This window comes from Lactobacillus jensenii DSM 20557, from assembly GCF_001436455.1.
Classification (GTDB): domain Bacteria; phylum Bacillota; class Bacilli; order Lactobacillales; family Lactobacillaceae; genus Lactobacillus; species Lactobacillus jensenii.
Genome location: NZ_AYYU01000018.1, coordinates 1 through 15,657, shown reverse-complemented (window position 1 = coordinate 15,657; position 15,657 = coordinate 1). Strand labels below are relative to the sequence as shown.

Here is a 15,657-nt window from a genome sequence, read left to right as displayed (position 1 = left end):
AATTACGCTATTTTTTGATAACTAATTACTTTAAATTATATGAAAAATATTGTATTCTACAAGGATACGAAATAATGAGGAGAATTTTTATGAAGAAAAACCAGATTAGCTTATTTTCTGGCGTTATGCTGGCGTTAAGCTCATTAATTGGTTCTGGCTGGCTTTTTGGAGCTGGTAGTGCTGCACAAGTGGCAGGTCCTAGTTCAATCATTTCATGGATTATTGGTGCAGCAATTATGATGCTGATTGCCTTTAATTATGTTGAATTGGGTACTATGTTCCCCGAAAGTGGGGGAATGAGTCGTTTTGCTGAATATAGCCATGGGCAGCTACTTGGCTTTTTGAGTGCTTGGGCTAACTGGGTATCTTTAATTACTTTAATTCCAATTGAAGCTGTTGCTTGCGTCCAGTATATGAGTAGTTGGCCATGGAGTTGGGCTAACTGGACTAGAGGCTTTTTCCATAATGGAACCATTACTAATGAAGGCTTATGGGCAGTTTATTTATTTATGTTTGTTTTCAGCTTAATTAACTTTGGCTCTGTTAAGCTATTGACTCGCTTTACAAGTTTAATTGCTGTCTTTAAGCTTTTGATTCCTTCTTTAACAATTATTTTCTTGATTTTAGCCGGTTTTCATCCAAGTAATTTTGGAAGCAGTGCTGCGACTTTTATGCCATACGGCACAAAAGGGATTTTTCAAGCTGTTACTGTTTCCGGGATTATTTTGTCCTATGATGCTTTTCAAACAGTGATTAATTTAGCTGGTGAAATTGAAAAGCCTCATAAAAATATTTTTCGTGGAGTATGGATTTCACTCTCAGTTACTGCAATTATTTATGTGTTACTTGAAGTAGCTTTTATAGGTGCAGTTGAGCCAAGCATGTTAGCTAAAGCAGGTTGGCATGGAGTTGATTTTGCATCGCCATTTGCAGATATTGCAATTTTATTAGGGTTGACTTGGCTTTCTGTTTTACTTTATATGGATGCCTTTATTTCACCATTTGGTACAGGGGTAACTTTTGTTGCAACAAGTGCTAGAACTTTAATGGCTATGACTAAGTCAGGTAATGTTCCTGCATTTTTAGGACGAGTTAATAAAAAGTACAAGACCCCACGTTATGCAATGGTTTGGGATTTGGTTTTAGCTATGGCTTTAGTTTTCTTTTTCAGAAATTGGAGCGAGTTGGCCACAGTGGTTTCAGTTTCAACTTTTGTAGCCTATGCTACAGGTCCTGTTGCGGCTATTAGTTTACGAAAATTACGTCCTAACTTTAACCGACCATTTAAATCAGTTCACTTGAAATGGGTTGCTCCTGTTTCATTTGTTTTAACTGGATTAGTAATATATTGGGCAATGTGGCCAACTACTATTGAAGTTATTTTTGTTGTATTGCTTGGCTTGCCAATTTATTTTTACTATCAATTTAAGAAGAAAACTAAAAATTTTGTGCAACAATTTAAATCAAGTATATGGTTATTAACTTACTTAGCTTTTATTTCGGTAATTTCATATATGGGAAGTAATGCCTTCGGAGGAAATAATACTTTTAAATATCCATGGGATTTTGTGATTGTTATCATTGCTTCAATTCTTTTCTATATTTGGGGAGTAAAATCAAGTTATGATGGAGAAGACTTGAAAGATGCCGAGAAAGTAAATAAAGATGTTAAAGTTGATGATTAATTAAGACTAGCCGTTTGGCTAGTTTTTTTATTTGAAATTGGTAATAAAAAAAGCAATAAGCCTATTAGCTTATTGCTCTGAATTATGGGCCCCCCGGGAGTCGAACCCGGATTTTAAGAACCGGAATCTCACGTGCGATCCATTACACTAAGGGCCCGAATCACATCAACAATTAGTATAGCAAAAAAAGTCAGAATAGGAAATAAAAGTTTTGTAAGCGGAAATATTTATTTTTTCTAAAATACTTGAAATTAATTTTTGTCATTGTTATACTTAAATCGTCGAAAGGGAAATGTTGGAATTGAACAAAAGTCACGTTTCTCTTATATTTTTAAGTATATTGGGTCAAAAGATGACAACAATATGGTCAGATAATGTCCCACGAGAAGGAGGCAGGTCATGGACACGGATTTTACCTTGCTACAAAACCTGGTTCCGGACGTCTTAAAAATTTTTCGACAGCGTTATCAAGTTCTTGAACAAATTTCTTTAAGATATCCTGTTGGACGAAGAGCTGTTGCACAGCAACTCGGTATGAGCGAGCGAACAGTTAGAACTGAGACGGAATATTTAAAGAAATTAGGCTTAATTGAAATTAAGCCATTTGGAATGTACCTCACAGAAAAAGGTGAGGAAACGCTGAAAGATGCAACTAGTCTTATAAATCGGTTATTCAATGCTAGTCAAGCCGAAATTAAATTGGCTAAGAAGTTGAAAATCGCCAGAGCAATTATTGTTCCAGGTGATGCTGATTTACAAGAACGGGTATCAATCCTAATGGGAGAGAAGCTCAACTCAGCTCTCGATTTATTATTACCATTAGGAAGTAGCATTATTACTGTTTTGGGTGGTGCAACCTTGGCTAAGGCATCAAAGGTCTTGTCAAGTTCACTTAGTAAAAATCGCGAATTGGAGTTTGTTCCGGGTCGTGGTGCGTTAGGTGAAAGCGTGGAAACACAAAGTAGCACTATCGTTCAAGAAATGGCAAAAGCTACCGGAGGTAAATATAAGACATTATACTTACCTGAGAATGTATCTAAAGATGCTTATCGCTCTTTAATTCGTGATCCCGCTATTAGTGATGTACTTCAAGATATATCACAATGTGACGTTGCAATTCACGGTATTGGCTTGGCAGAGGATATGGCCAAGCGCCGTGGCTATGATTCAGTTGCTTTATCGAGGATTAGAGCAACTGGTGCCGTCTCCGAATGTTTTGGGTGTTTTTTCGATGAGAATGGTAAGATGATTGAGCGGATCCCTCGAATTGGCCTGCAATTCGAAGATCTCAGCAAAATACCTCATATATTTGCATTTGCTGGAGGCCACTCTAAGGCTAAAGCAATTAGCTCTTATATGCATAATGCACCGAGTCAAACATGGCTGATTACAGACGAAGGTGCCTCAGATCTGATTTTAAAGGGGCAACAAGGCTCTCTTTAAAATAAAAATAATGTTATTACTAGTTCCTAAGGAGGACTTTTGGACATGACAGTTAAAATTGGTATTAACGGTTTCGGTCGTATTGGTCGTTTAGCTTTCCGTCGTATTATGGATTTAGGCGAAAAGTCATCAGATATTGAAGTTGTTGCAATTAACGACTTAACAACTCCAGCTCTTTTGGCTCACCTTCTTAAGTATGACTCAACTCATGGTACTTTCAACCACGAAGTTTCAGCAACTGAAGACTCAATCGTAGTTGATGGTAAGAAGTACCGTGTATACGCTGAACCACAAGCACAAAACCTTCCATGGGTTAAGAACGATGGCGTTGACTTCGTTCTTGAATGTACTGGTTTCTACACTAGCAAGGCTAAGTCACAAGCTCACCTTGATGCTGGTGCAAAGAGAGTCTTAATTTCTGCACCTGCAGGTAACGACCTTAAGACTATCGTTTACAGCGTAAACGATGATACTTTAACTGCTGATGACAAGATTGTTTCAGCTGGTTCATGTACTACTAACTCATTAGCACCAATGGCTTCAGCATTGAACAAGGAATTCGGTATTGAAGTTGGTACTATGACTACTATCCACGCATTCACTTCAACTCAAATGGTATTAGATGGTCCAGTTCGTGGCGGTAACTTCCGTGCTGCTCGTACTTCATCAGCTAACATCATTCCTCACTCAACTGGTGCTGCAAAGGCTATCGGTCTTGTAATTCCTGAATTGAACGGTAAGTTACAAGGTCACGCACAACGTGTTCCAGTTGTTGACGGTTCAGAAACTGAATTAGTATCAGTATTGAGCAAGAAGGTTACTGCAGACGAAGTTAACGCAGCAATGAAGAAATACGAAAGTGCTTCATTCGCATACAACGATGACCAAATCGTTTCAAGCGACATTCTTGGTATGACTGCTGGTTCAATCTTTGACCCAACTCAAACTGAAGTAACTACTGCTGGCGACAAGCAATTAGTTAAGACTGTTGCTTGGTACGACAACGAATACTCATTCACTTGCCAAATGGTTCGTACTTTATTGAAGTTTGCAACTCTTTAATCAATAGCTAATATTTAGTAACTGATTATTTTGTTGTGTGAGAAGGCGGAGGGGATTACTCCCCTTCGTCTTTTTTCGATTAATAACCATTGGAGGTAATTTTTAATGGCTAAATTAATTATTTCTGACCTTGATGTTAAGGGTAAGAAAGTTTTAGTTCGTGTTGACTTTAATGTCCCAATTAAAGATGGCGTTATTGGTGACGACAACAGAATCGTTGCTGCATTGCCAACTATTAAATACATCATCGACAACGGTGGTAAGGCAATTTTACTTAGCCACTTAGGTCGTATCAAGTCAGACGCTGACAAGAAAGAATTGTCACTTGCACCAGTTGCAAAGCGTTTAGGCGAATTAGTTGAAAAAGATGTTGAATTTGTTCCTTCAAACGAAGGTAAAGAAGTAGAAGATGCAATTGCCAAAATGAACGATGGCGATGTTTTAGTAATGGAAAACACTAGATTCCAAGACATCGACAACGACTTTGGTAAGCGTGAATCAAAGAACGATCCAAAGCTTGGCGAATACTGGGCAAGCTTAGGTGACCTTTACGTAAATGATGCATTTGGTACTGCTCACAGAAGCCATGCATCAAACGTAGGTATTGCAACTGCTATGAAGGCAGAAGGCAAGAAGGTTGCAGCTGGTTTCTTAATGGAAAAAGAAATTAAGTTCTTAGGTAACGCAATTGCTAACCCTGTACACCCATTTGTAACTATTCTTGGTGGTGCAAAGGTTTCAGACAAGATTAGCGTTATTACTAACTTAATTCCTAAATCAGACCACATCTTAATCGGTGGTGGTATGGCTTACACATTCTTAGCTGCACAAGGCCACAAGATTGGTAAATCATTATTTGAAGCTGATAAGGTAGAACTTGCTAAAGAATTGTTAGAAAAGGCTAACGGTAAGATTGTTTTACCAGTTGATAACGTTGCTGCTACTGAATTTTCTAATGATGCAAGTCGTGAAGTTGTTGGTGATGACATTCCTGACAACGAAATGGGGCTTGACATTGGTCCTAAGACTGTTGAATTATTCAGAAAGACTTTACAAGGCGCAAAGACTGTTGTTTGGAATGGACCTATGGGTTGTTTCGAAATGCCAAACTTTGCCGAAGGTACATTAGAAGTTGGTCGTGCAATGGCTGACTTACCAGATGCAACTACTATCATTGGTGGTGGGGACTCAACTGCTGCTGCTAAGCAATTAGGTATTGCACCTAAGATTACCCACATTTCTACCGGTGGTGGTGCATCACTTGAATACCTTGAAGGTAAGGAATTACCTGGTATTGAATGTATTTCTGATAAATAGAAAGGGCATTATTAATGCGTACTCCAATTATTGCTGGTAACTGGAAGTTACATATGAATCCTGCACAAACTGCAGAATTTGTTAAAAATGTTAAAGACAAGCTTCCTGACTCAAATAAAGTTGAATCAGTTATTGCTGCACCTGCAGTTGACCTTGATGCACTTATCAAGGCTAGCGAAGGTTCAAACTTGTCAGTAGCTGCTGAAAACTGCTACTTTGAAGATGAAGGTGCCTTCACTGGTGAAACTTCACCTAAGGTTTTGAAGGAAATGGGCGTTAAGTACTGCATCATTGGTCACAGTGAACGTAGAGACTACTTCCACGAAACTGACGAAGATATTAACAAGAAAGCTAAAGCAATCTTTAGAAACGGTTTATTACCAATAATCTGCTGTGGTGAATCTCTTGAAACCCGTGAAGCAGGTAAAGAAGAAGAATTTGTAGTAGCACAAATCAAGAAGGCTCTTGATGGTTTAACTAGTGAACAAGTTTCATCACTTGTTATTGCTTATGAACCAATCTGGGCAATTGGTACTGGTAAGACTGCTACAAGCGATCAAGCTGAAGAAATGTGTAAAACTATTCGTGAAAGCATTGCTAAGCTTTACAATGAAGAAACTGCTGAAAATGTTAGAATTCAATACGGTGGTTCTGTAAAGCCTGCAAACGTTAAGGAATTAATGGCTAAGCCAAACATTGATGGTGGTTTAGTTGGTGGTGCTTCACTTGAAGTTGAATCATTCTTAAGTTTAGTTAATTACCAAGACTAAAGTTTGGTATAATAATTAAGTAAAGTAATTTTTACAAAAATACATAAAGGAGATTTCCAATGTCTGTAATTACTGATATTCACGCACGCGAAGTCCTTGACTCACGTGGTAACCCTACTGTTGAAGTTGAAGTTTACACTGAATTAGGTGGCTTCGGCCGTGCTATTGTTCCATCAGGTGCTTCAACTGGTGAACACGAAGCTGTTGAATTACGTGATGGTGATAAGTCACGTTTCAACGGTACTGGTGTTTTAACTGCTGTTAAGAACGTTAACACTGAAATTGCTAAGGCAGTTATCGGTTTAGACGTTACTGACCAACGTTTAATCGACCAAACTATGATTGACCTTGATGGTACTCCAAACAAGGGGCGTCTTGGTGCTAACGCTATTTTAGGTGTATCTTTGGGTGCTGCTCGTGCAGCTGCTGACGAATTAGGTATGCCACTTTACGAATACCTTGGTGGTCCTAACGCTCACGTATTACCAACTCCTATGATGAACGTTATCAACGGTGGTAAGCACGCTGACAACAACGTTGATATCCAAGAATTTATGATTATGCCTGTAGGTGCTAAGTCAATGCACGAAGCTGTAAGAATGGGTGCAGAAACTTTCCACGCATTAAAGGCTTTACTTAAGGAACGCGGAGACTCAACTGCTGTTGGTGACGAAGGTGGTTTCGCACCTAACCTTGCTAACAACGAAGAACCATTTGAAGTTTTAGTTGAAGCTATCCAACGTGCAGGCTACAAGCCAGGTGATGACATTGCAATCGCTATGGACTGTGCTGCTTCAGAATTCTACAACAAGGAAACCCACAAGTACGTAACTGTTGCTGATGGTCGTGAATACACTGCTGAAGAATGGACTTCATTACTTGAAAGCTTAGTTGAAAAGTACCCAATCATCTCAATCGAAGACCCATTGGACGAAAACGAATGGGACGACTGGAAGGGCTTCACTGATCGTTTGAGCAAGAAGGTTCAAATCGTTGGTGACGACTTATTCGTAACTAACACTAGCTACCTTAAGAAGGGTATCCAAATGGGCGTAGCTAACGCTATCTTAATCAAGGTTAACCAAATCGGTACCTTGACTGAAACTTTCGAAGCTATTGAAATGGCTAAGGAAGCTGGCTACACTGCAATCGTTTCACACCGTTCAGGTGAAACTGAAGATACTACTATTGCTGACTTGGTTGTTGCAACTAACGCAGGTCAAATCAAGACTGGTTCAATGTCAAGAACTGACCGTATCGCTAAGTACAACCAATTAATGAGAATTGAAGAAGAACTTGATTCAGCTGCTGAATTCAAGGGTATTCACTCATTCTACAACTTACACAAGCAATTCTAATTTAATTATTAATTAGAAGAAAAAAGTCTGCTTAATGCAGGCTTTTCTCTTTACCTTTTTTCAATCATAATATCGCAATCTTTTCGTGACTATGGTACACTTGTAACAGTGATTATTATTTTTTTATTAATGGAGGCAGCATATTGTACAATATAATTATGACGCTTCTCATCATCGTTTCTGTTTTGATTGTTATTGCGACGATGATGCAACCGCAAAAGCAACAAGATGCCCTAAATGCCTTGTCAGGTGGGGCAGTATTTAGTGGTCAAACTAAAAAGCGGGGTTTTGAAGCATTTATGGAAAAGGTAACTTCTGTATTATTAGTCCTTTTCTTCTTATTAGCTTTTGTCCTTGCATATTTATCAACTAAGTAATTTTTAGCCTCCCGATCTTATTTGGGGAGGCGTTTTTTATGATTGAATAGAGGTAGATTAATGGCTCAAGATGAAAGAGTTTTAGCCACAATATTGGAAATTTTTCGGCATAATCCGCAAAGAAAATTTAGAGTAAATCAGCTGGAAAGAATGGCTAGCAGAGATCATGTTAAATTTGCGGAATTAGTTAAGGCATTAACTTTTCTAGAACAAGAAAAGCAAATTGTGACAGATGGTAATGGAGAATATCAATTAGCTAGCGTTGATACTGAGGTTACAGGTGTTTTTAGGGCCAATGAAAAAGGCTTTGGCTTTGTCAGAATTGATGATGAAGAAAATGCTGATGATATTTTTGTTGGACCTGATAACACATTACTTGCCTTAGATAGTGACCATGTTAGAGTAAAGATTATTGCTAATGGTAATCCTTGGAATGGCAAGGGTCCTGAAGGTAAAGTGGTTGAAATTTTGGAACGAGGTGTTGAAACACTTGTTGGTGAATTTCATCCTTTAACTGATATTCAGGTAAAACTCAGTGGTTTTTGTGGTTATGTAATTTCAAGTAATAAGAAATTTAAAAACTATAAAATTTACACACCAGTTGATGGAATTACTCCACAAATGGGGGATATGGTTAAGGTTTCAATTAGCCAGTATCCAACTGAGGATATGCCAGAAAATATGCAGGGGGCTATTTTAGAAACTATTGGTAATAAAAATGACCCTGGTGTTGATATCATGTCAATCGTGGCGGCCCATGATATTAGAACGGAATGGCCAGAAGATGCTATGAAGCAGGCCAATGAAATTCCGGACCATATTGAAGAAGCTGAATTAACTAATCGAGTTGATATTAGAGATCAACCTGCAGTTACTATTGATGGTGATGATTCTAAAGACTTTGACGATGCAGTAGTTTTATGGAAGTTACCTAATGGAAATTACCATTTAGGTGTTCATATTGCAGATGTGGCACACTATGTTAAAGAAAATTCTCCACTAGATAAAGAAGCTTATCAAAGAGGTAATTCAACTTATTTGGTAGATCGTGTTATTCCGATGCTGCCATTCAGACTTTCAAATGGGATTTGTTCAATTAATGAAGGTGTAGATCGTTTGGTCTTATCTTGTGATATGGAGATAACCCCAGAAGGCAAACGAGTTGCATATGACATTCACCCTTCAGTAATGCGCTCACATGGTCGTTTAACCTATAACAAGGTAAATGAAGCTTTAACCAAGCCAGCATCTGAATTAGATGAAAAGTATGCAAAACTGCAACCTATGTTGAAAGAGATGGCAAACTTGCATGAAGTCTTGTATAATCAACGACACAATCGTGGGGCAATTGATTTTGAAGAACCAGAAGCAAAAATTATTGTCGATGATAAAGGTAAGCCAGTAGATATTGTACTTCACAATCGTGGTACAGCTGAAAAGATGATTGAGTCCTTCATGTTATTGGCTAATGAAACAGTCGCAGAAGCATTTTTTAAAAAGCATGTTCCATTCCTTTACCGTGTACACGAAACTCCAGATGCTGAAAGAATTCAGAGCTTCTTTGAATTCGTATCTGCATTGGGTCTAAATATTAAGGCTGATCCAAATGATGTTAAACCAATTGATTTGCAAAAAGTGGTAACTAAAACTTTAGGAACTCCTGAAGAAGCTGTTGTGCAAATGGTTATGCTTCGTTCTCTTAAGCAAGCCCATTATTCTGACGAGCCTTTAGGACACTTCGGAATTGCCGCTGAATTTTATACCCACTTTACTTCTCCTATTAGAAGATATTCTGATTTAATGGTTCACCGTATGATTCATGAATATACTGACTCCAACTTGTCAGAAGATACTCAAAAACATTTTGGGCCAATTTTACCAGATGTTGCAGAACAAACATCTACCCAAGAAAGAAAATCTATTGATACTGAACGTGAAGTAAATGATTTAAAGATGACAGAATTTATGGCCGATCATGTTGGTGAACACTTCGATGCCGTGATTTCTTCAGTAACTAGTTTTGGGATGTTCATCCAATTACCAAATACAGTTGAAGGGCTAATTCATATTTCTAACTTGACAGATGATTTCTATAATTTTGATGAAAAGACTTTGACTTTGACAGGACGAGGAACTCATCGCCAATTTAAGATTGGTATGCCACTCAAAGTAACTTTGATTAATGCCAATGTAGAACAACATCAATTGGACTTTGAAATTTATGATCCTAATGCGCCTAAGAAAGAACATAATGATCGCGGTATGGGACGTCCTAGACGTAGAGATAATCGTTTTGGTAGAGCAGGTCGTAATCGAGATAATAATCGAGGCCGTAGATCTCGTAATTCAAGAGATAACAAAGGTAGAAGACGTTATAAATAGGAGCGTCATATGAAAAAAGAAGCAAATAATGTTTTAGCGCAAAATAAAAAAGCCAGCCATGATTATTTCATTAAAGAAACAATTGAGGCTGGGATTGCACTAACTGGGACTGAAATTAAATCTGTACGAGCGAGAAGAATTCAATTACGTGATGGCTATGTACAAATTTATAATGGTAATGCTTATTTGGAAAATGTTCACATTAGTGAATATAAGCAAGGAAATATTTATAACCATGATCCCTTACGACGTCGCCAATTGCTTTTACATAAAAAAGAGATTCGCAAATTAGCCGAAGTTCAGGCGCAACAGGGGATGGCTATCATTCCACTGAAAGTTTACCTGAAGAAAGGTTTTGCAAAAATTTTGCTGGGGATTGGGCAAGGAAAGAAGCAATACGATAAGCGAGAAACAATAAAGAAACGTGATCAAGAACGTGAATTACGTCGCAAATATCGTATGTAAATTTTAATTGCAATTGGTTGAAAGTTGGTTATTGAACTTAAACTGAGGTAGTTCAAGAGGAGTAGCTGACCATTGACTGAATAAGCCAGTTATTAATAAGATATATGGAATATCTTGATAACTCTTAATATCACAAACTAAGGCAAGACCAGAATCGATAACCATACTTTCACAACTAGCCATTATCTTAAAAGTGCTCCTAAATTGATAGGAGCCTTTTTTTGTGCTTCCAGTTATTAGATAATTTTTTTTAGTTAAAAACATAGGTAATTCAACATTAGTTACTTGCTTAACTTGAACTAATTCATAATCAATAATATCAATAGTGTAACTGGTTAAAAGATTTCGCCCATCTTGATATAAACGACCAATCTCTTTATGGTTAAGATCAGTTAGAAAAAGTGTGTGATTTGAATTATGGAGTTTTCCCTGAATAAAAAACTGAATTTTCTCAGTTTGATCAACAACAGGAATTTGTCCATAATTTTTTTGTTGATTAAAAAGTAAAATTAATTTCATTTTTGAACCTGCTTTTGAAAAATTATTAAAACTACAGACTCCCTAATTAGTTTCATGATAACATATAAAGTAAAGAAAGAGTTGATTTTGCGATGAAAGAACTTATTGGAAATGATTGGGATCAGGTGTTAGAACCGGTCTTTTCAAGTGCATCTTATCAAAAATTGCATAATTTTTTGAAGGAAGAATATGCAAGTAAACAAATTTATCCAGATATGTATCATATTTTTACAGCTTTTAAATTGACTAGTTTTAAAGATACTAAGGTAGTTATTTTAGGACAGGATCCATATCACAATCCAGGCCAAGCAACAGGGATGAGTTTTTCAGTTAATCCAGGAATTGCGTTACCACCATCTTTAAAAAATATTTATCAGGAATTATATGATGATGTTGGTTGTCTTCCAGTAAAGCATGGGTATTTGAAGAAATGGGCAGATCAAGGTGTATTGCTTCTTAATGCCGTGTTAACTGTACCTTATGGACACGCAAATGGTCATCAAGGAAAAGGTTGGGAAGAAGTTACAGATCAAGCAATTAAAGCTTTAAGTGAACGTGGAGAAGTAGTTTTCATATTATGGGGGAAATTTGCTCAGAATAAAATCCCTTTAATTGATGAGAGCAAAAACGTTATTATCAAATCCGCCCACCCGAGTCCTTTTTCAGCTCGATATGGATTCTTTGGCTCACGCCCCTTTTCAAGATGCAATGCGGCATTAGCAAAATGGGGTAAACGGGCAATTGATTGGCAATTACCAGTAGAAGTTAAAGTAGAAAAATAAAGGAGCTTACGTATGAGTATTTTTGATGAATTAAAAGCAAAAATTGTTGGACATAAGAAAGTAATTGTTCTTCCTGAAGGCGAAGATGAAAGAGTCTTATCTGCAGCAGTTAAGTTAAATAGCGAAGGAATTATTAAACCACTTGTATTAGGTGATGAAGCTCAAATAAAAGAAACAGCTAAGGATCACAAGCTTGATTTAACTGGGATTGAAATTATTAATCCTAAAACTGATACTAGAAAAGGCGAATTTGCTAAACAATACTTTGAACTTCGTAAAGGTAAAGAAAGTGAAGAACAAGCAAGTAGCCAAGTATTGGATCCAAATTATTTTGCAAATATGCTTGTTTATAATGGCTTAGCAGATGGTTGTGTTTCAGGTGCAGCTCACTCAACTGCAGACACTGTTCGTCCAGCTCTTAAGATTATTAAAACTAAAGCTGGCATGAAACGAGTAAGTGGTCAATTTATCATGGAAAAGGGTGACCAAAGATATATCTTTAGTGATTGTGCTATGAATATTGACCCAGATGCAGATACTTTAGTAGAAATTGCATATCAAGCGGCCCAAACAGCTAAAATGGTTGGATTAGAGCCAAAACTTGCATTTTTAAGTTTTTCAACGATGGGATCAGCTAAGGGTGAAATGGTAAGTAAAGTACAAGCTGCAGCTGCAAGTTTTAAAGAAAAGTATCCTGAAATTAGTGCTGATGGAGAAATGCAATTTGATGCAGCCTTTGTCCCAAGTGTTGGTGCCAAAAAGGCTCCCGATTCAAATGTTGCTGGTCATGCTAATGTCTTTATTTTCCCAGAATTGCAATCTGGAAATATTGGCTATAAGATTGCACAAAGATTAGGTGATTTTACTGCAATTGGACCAGTTTTGGCAGGTTTGGCTAAACCGGTTAATGACCTATCACGGGGATGCAGTAGTCAAGATGTTTATGAAGCAGCTATTTTAACAGCAGCACAAAGTTTGGATGAAGAATAATGAAATTAGAAATTAATTCAGCTCAAGAAATGCAAAAATTAGGGGCTAGTCTTGGAAAAGTAGCCAAACCTGGTAGCTTACTTTTGTTAAATGGTGATTTGGGTGCCGGTAAAACCACAATGACACAAGGTTTAGCTCGCAGTTTGGGAATTAGACGTCCAGCTAAAAGTCCGACTTTTACGATTGTAAGAGAGTATCGTGAGGGACGTTTACCACTTTTTCATATGGATATGTATCGTCTTGAAAATGACGATTTGGCAAGTATTGATTTAAATGGCTATTTAAATGAGCAGGGAATTGTAGTAATTGAATGGCCAGAAATTATTATGAATGACTTGCCAGACGATTATTTGCAGTTAACTTTAAAGCGTGTTGATGATTCTTGGGATTCAACTAAGCGAGTAGTTGAGGTTAACGCACAAGGAAAGCAAGCTAAAGATTGGCTTGAAGATACATTAGCTAAGTTTGAAGAGTAAGAANTAATTGAACACAGCGTTCAGTTACGTCTTTTTTAGTTAATTTTTTGACTTAAAAATTGTATTTAGGATAATGGTAATAATTGAAATAAAAGTTAGTAAACTACCTAAAACAAAGTAATTATTAGGATTTTGCAAATTAAAAGCAAATTTGAAGAAAAAGGTACCTATCGGCATAAATAAAATGGCAACAGAAAAAATAGTTCCGAATACACGACCAATATAATTCATATCTGTTCTTACTTGCACAAAGGTCATAAATTGAATATTAAAAATTGAAAGAAAGAAGTTAAAAAGGCTTATACAAATTGCAACTAAAATAATTGAATGTGATAAATGATAGATTCTTTCACTAGGCATTAAAGCTAAGCCATCTAAGAAAATCAAAAATAGTAGTTTATTAGTTGTAGGTGTCTTTTTTATCAAGGTTGATGCAGTTGCTCCTAGTAGTCCACCAATGGATTCAGCTGTTAATAATACCGCATATGCTTTTAAATGAGAATCTGAAAAAGCATATGTTGAAAAAGGAAGAATTAAATTATATCCAGCAATAACGAAGTTTACTATGCTTGAAAAAGTAATAATAATTAATATTTCACGATTATGAAAAATATAATTTAAACCCTCACGAATTTGACTGAAAGTCTTTTTTGAGCTTTTTTTCTTAACTGGAGCAGATAAAATAGTTAATTTACGAATTAAGAGACCTGAGATAATAAAAGAAATTCCATCAAAAATTAGTGCAAAACGATTACCGAAAAAGTGGGCAATGATTAATGCACCAGTTGGACCAGTAATTTGGATAACTTGTTTAGCAATTTCTAGGACTGAATTAACTTGATTAAGATGTTCCTTTTGAACAATTTCACGAAAAACAGCCTTATATGCAGGACTTCGATAAGAGGAAATAATTGCTAATATGATGTTAATAATAATGATTGCATAAATGAAAAAAACATGAGGGATGAAAATTGCTAGTAAAATACAAACAAGCCCACTTATTAAATCACAATGCCAGATGATTTTTTTCCGGTTACCTGTATCAGATAATACACCACCTAAGAAATTAAAAATTACACTAATAAATACTTCACTACTCTGATATAAAGAAAGCCATAGACCGCCATTAGCAACACTTGATAAGAAGACAGAGTTGACGTAGTCAAATAATATATCACCAAATTTAGAAATTACATTACTAGAAGTAACTTTAACAGTATTAATTTTTTCGGTATGAGATAGTTTTGTTGTCATTTTAGTCCTCCTTTATGAAATAAAGATTGACAATAAAAAATAAAAAAATTATAGTTTAAATTAAAATATATTTAAAGATAATGAAATTATAACATTTATTTTAAAGGAGTGATATAAAAATGAGTCGTGGAATTATAATTCTCATAGAAGGGATATCAAATTCGGGGAAAACAACTCTTTGTAATAGTTTAAAAAATAAGGCCAACTTCGAAATTATACCAGAAGCCATTAGATATTTAGAAAATAGATTGAATGATTGTGGAGATAACATTCTTTTTGTACCCGAAAATTCTAATCAAGAAGTTTTAAATCAAGAGCTATTATTTGATATTGAATTTGAAAAGTTATATGATGCCAATTTTTTAGCACAAAAAGGGGAAAATGTAGTAATCGATAAATCTGCATTTTCTATACTTGCAACGGCTAATGCTTTTCAATCATCCATAATACAGGGGACATATGAAATAGCAGAAAAATTTTTTCATGAATATGAAAAAAAGATAGCTAGATTTGATTTGGCAAAACCTGATTTATCGATTTTACTTAAAGCAGATTTAGAGATTTCTGAAGAGAGAAATAAGAATAGAAAACATAAGCTTTTAAATATTTGGACAAGTCCAATTACAAGATTCAAACAAGAAAGGGTTCTGGAGAGTGAATTTGAAAAAATAAATAATAAGATGATTCTGGATACTTCTAATATGTCTAAAGAAGAAGTATATAAACAAGTGATTGAAACTATTAAACGAGACCGTAAAATAGTTTGTGTAAGGATGA

At 36.1% G+C, this 15,657-nt stretch carries 15 protein-coding genes and 1 tRNA gene; 13 read left to right on the top strand and 3 right to left on the bottom strand.

Annotation, left to right across the window (positions count from 1 at the left end; genetic code table 11):
- The first annotated feature begins 89 nt into the window (after positions 1–89).
- Entirely contained in the window at positions 90–1,685 is a 1,596-nt protein-coding gene (locus tag FC45_RS05610; RefSeq protein ID WP_006587940.1) for an APC family permease, read from the top strand.
- 85 nt (positions 1,686–1,770) lie between these two features.
- On the opposite strand, the gene FC45_RS05605 is transcribed toward FC45_RS05610, so the two are convergent.
- Positions 1,771–1,842 (bottom strand) — tRNA-Arg (locus FC45_RS05605).
- Between the two features lie 242 nt (positions 1,843–2,084).
- Here FC45_RS05605 and FC45_RS05600 point away from each other — a divergent pair.
- The 8 genes from FC45_RS05600 (at position 2,085) to smpB (ending at position 10,859) form a co-directional block, all read left to right on the top strand.
- The gene (locus FC45_RS05600) at positions 2,085–3,128 is read left to right on the top strand and encodes a sugar-binding transcriptional regulator (RefSeq protein ID WP_006584980.1); all 1,044 of its coding nucleotides are present in this window, start codon (positions 2,085–2,087) and stop codon (positions 3,126–3,128) included.
- A 45-nt stretch (positions 3,129–3,173) separates the two neighbouring features.
- A complete protein-coding gene (gap, locus tag FC45_RS05595) occupies positions 3,174–4,190 on the top strand; it encodes a type I glyceraldehyde-3-phosphate dehydrogenase (RefSeq protein ID WP_006584979.1) in 1,017 nt (338 codons plus the stop codon).
- A gap of 105 nt (positions 4,191–4,295) precedes the next feature.
- Positions 4,296–5,507: a phosphoglycerate kinase gene (locus FC45_RS05590; protein ID WP_057706449.1), complete on the top strand. Its 1,212-nt coding sequence runs from the start codon at positions 4,296–4,298 to the stop codon at positions 5,505–5,507.
- Between the two features lie 14 nt (positions 5,508–5,521).
- Positions 5,522–6,277: a triose-phosphate isomerase gene (gene tpiA, locus FC45_RS05585; protein ID WP_006584977.1), complete on the top strand. Its 756-nt coding sequence runs from the start codon at positions 5,522–5,524 to the stop codon at positions 6,275–6,277.
- A gap of 59 nt (positions 6,278–6,336) precedes the next feature.
- The gene (gene eno / locus FC45_RS05580) at positions 6,337–7,635 is read left to right on the top strand and encodes a phosphopyruvate hydratase (protein WP_006584976.1); all 1,299 of its coding nucleotides are present in this window, start codon (positions 6,337–6,339) and stop codon (positions 7,633–7,635) included.
- 143 nt (positions 7,636–7,778) lie between these two features.
- A complete protein-coding gene (gene secG / locus FC45_RS05575; protein ID WP_006584974.1) occupies positions 7,779–8,012 on the top strand; it encodes a preprotein translocase subunit SecG in 234 nt (77 codons plus the stop codon).
- 60 nt (positions 8,013–8,072) lie between these two features.
- A complete protein-coding gene (gene rnr / locus FC45_RS05570; RefSeq protein WP_006588462.1) occupies positions 8,073–10,394 on the top strand; it encodes a ribonuclease R in 2,322 nt (773 codons plus the stop codon).
- Positions 10,395–10,403: 9 nt separating this feature from the next.
- A complete protein-coding gene (gene smpB, locus FC45_RS05565; protein WP_006584973.1) occupies positions 10,404–10,859 on the top strand; it encodes an SsrA-binding protein SmpB in 456 nt (151 codons plus the stop codon).
- 3 nt (positions 10,860–10,862) lie between these two features.
- Here the strand turns inward: smpB and FC45_RS05560 are convergent, their stop codons facing one another.
- Entirely contained in the window at positions 10,863–11,378 is a 516-nt protein-coding gene (locus FC45_RS05560; RefSeq protein ID WP_057706447.1) for a hypothetical protein, read from the bottom strand.
- A gap of 92 nt (positions 11,379–11,470) precedes the next feature.
- Between FC45_RS05560 and FC45_RS05555 the strand changes: the two genes are divergently transcribed.
- Genes FC45_RS05555 through tsaE form a run of 3 tightly spaced genes read left to right on the top strand, consistent with a single transcriptional unit; the run spans position 11,471 to position 13,626 of the window.
- Positions 11,471–12,160, top strand: a complete 690-nt coding sequence (locus FC45_RS05555; RefSeq protein WP_006584970.1) for a uracil-DNA glycosylase — start codon at positions 11,471–11,473, stop codon at positions 12,158–12,160.
- A 12-nt stretch (positions 12,161–12,172) separates the two neighbouring features.
- Positions 12,173–13,150 (top strand): phosphate acetyltransferase, encoded by a 978-nt coding sequence (gene pta / locus FC45_RS05550; protein ID WP_006584969.1) that lies wholly within the window; start codon positions 12,173–12,175, stop codon positions 13,148–13,150.
- Positions 13,150–13,626 (top strand): tRNA (adenosine(37)-N6)-threonylcarbamoyltransferase complex ATPase subunit type 1 TsaE, encoded by a 477-nt coding sequence (tsaE, locus tag FC45_RS05545; RefSeq protein WP_006584968.1) that lies wholly within the window; start codon positions 13,150–13,152, stop codon positions 13,624–13,626. Before pta ends, tsaE begins: the two co-directional genes overlap by 1 nt.
- A 39-nt stretch (positions 13,627–13,665) precedes the next feature.
- On the opposite strand, the gene FC45_RS05540 is transcribed toward tsaE, so the two are convergent.
- Positions 13,666–14,880, bottom strand: a complete 1,215-nt coding sequence (locus FC45_RS05540; protein ID WP_006587937.1) for an MFS transporter — start codon at positions 14,878–14,880, stop codon at positions 13,666–13,668.
- A 119-nt stretch (positions 14,881–14,999) separates the two neighbouring features.
- On the opposite strand from FC45_RS05540, the gene FC45_RS05535 reads away from it, so the two are divergent.
- On the top strand, positions 15,000–15,657 hold a 658-nt coding region (locus FC45_RS05535; protein WP_057706446.1), incomplete at its 3' end, for a deoxynucleoside kinase.

Excerpts from the sequence above, each read along its gene's own strand:
- FC45_RS05610 (WP_006587940.1), top strand. The coding sequence starts at position 90 with ATGAAGAAAAACCAGATTAGCTTATTTTCTGGCGTTATGCTGGCGTTA.
- FC45_RS05600 (WP_006584980.1), top strand. The coding sequence starts at position 2,085 with ATGGACACGGATTTTACCTTGCTACAAAACCTGGTTCCGGACGTCTTA.
- gap (WP_006584979.1), top strand. The coding sequence starts at position 3,174 with ATGACAGTTAAAATTGGTATTAACGGTTTCGGTCGTATTGGTCGTTTA.
- FC45_RS05590 (WP_057706449.1), top strand. The coding sequence starts at position 4,296 with ATGGCTAAATTAATTATTTCTGACCTTGATGTTAAGGGTAAGAAAGTT.
- tpiA (WP_006584977.1), top strand. The coding sequence starts at position 5,522 with ATGCGTACTCCAATTATTGCTGGTAACTGGAAGTTACATATGAATCCT.
- eno (WP_006584976.1), top strand. The coding sequence starts at position 6,337 with ATGTCTGTAATTACTGATATTCACGCACGCGAAGTCCTTGACTCACGT.
- rnr (WP_006588462.1), top strand. The coding sequence starts at position 8,073 with ATGGCTCAAGATGAAAGAGTTTTAGCCACAATATTGGAAATTTTTCGG.
- smpB (WP_006584973.1), top strand. The coding sequence starts at position 10,404 with ATGAAAAAAGAAGCAAATAATGTTTTAGCGCAAAATAAAAAAGCCAGC.
- FC45_RS05560 (WP_057706447.1), bottom strand. The coding sequence starts at position 11,378 with ATGAAATTAATTTTACTTTTTAATCAACAAAAAAATTATGGACAAATT.
- FC45_RS05555 (WP_006584970.1), top strand. The coding sequence starts at position 11,471 with ATGAAAGAACTTATTGGAAATGATTGGGATCAGGTGTTAGAACCGGTC.
- pta (WP_006584969.1), top strand. The coding sequence starts at position 12,173 with ATGAGTATTTTTGATGAATTAAAAGCAAAAATTGTTGGACATAAGAAA.
- tsaE (WP_006584968.1), top strand. The coding sequence starts at position 13,150 with ATGAAATTAGAAATTAATTCAGCTCAAGAAATGCAAAAATTAGGGGCT.
- FC45_RS05540 (WP_006587937.1), bottom strand. The coding sequence starts at position 14,880 with ATGACAACAAAACTATCTCATACCGAAAAAATTAATACTGTTAAAGTT.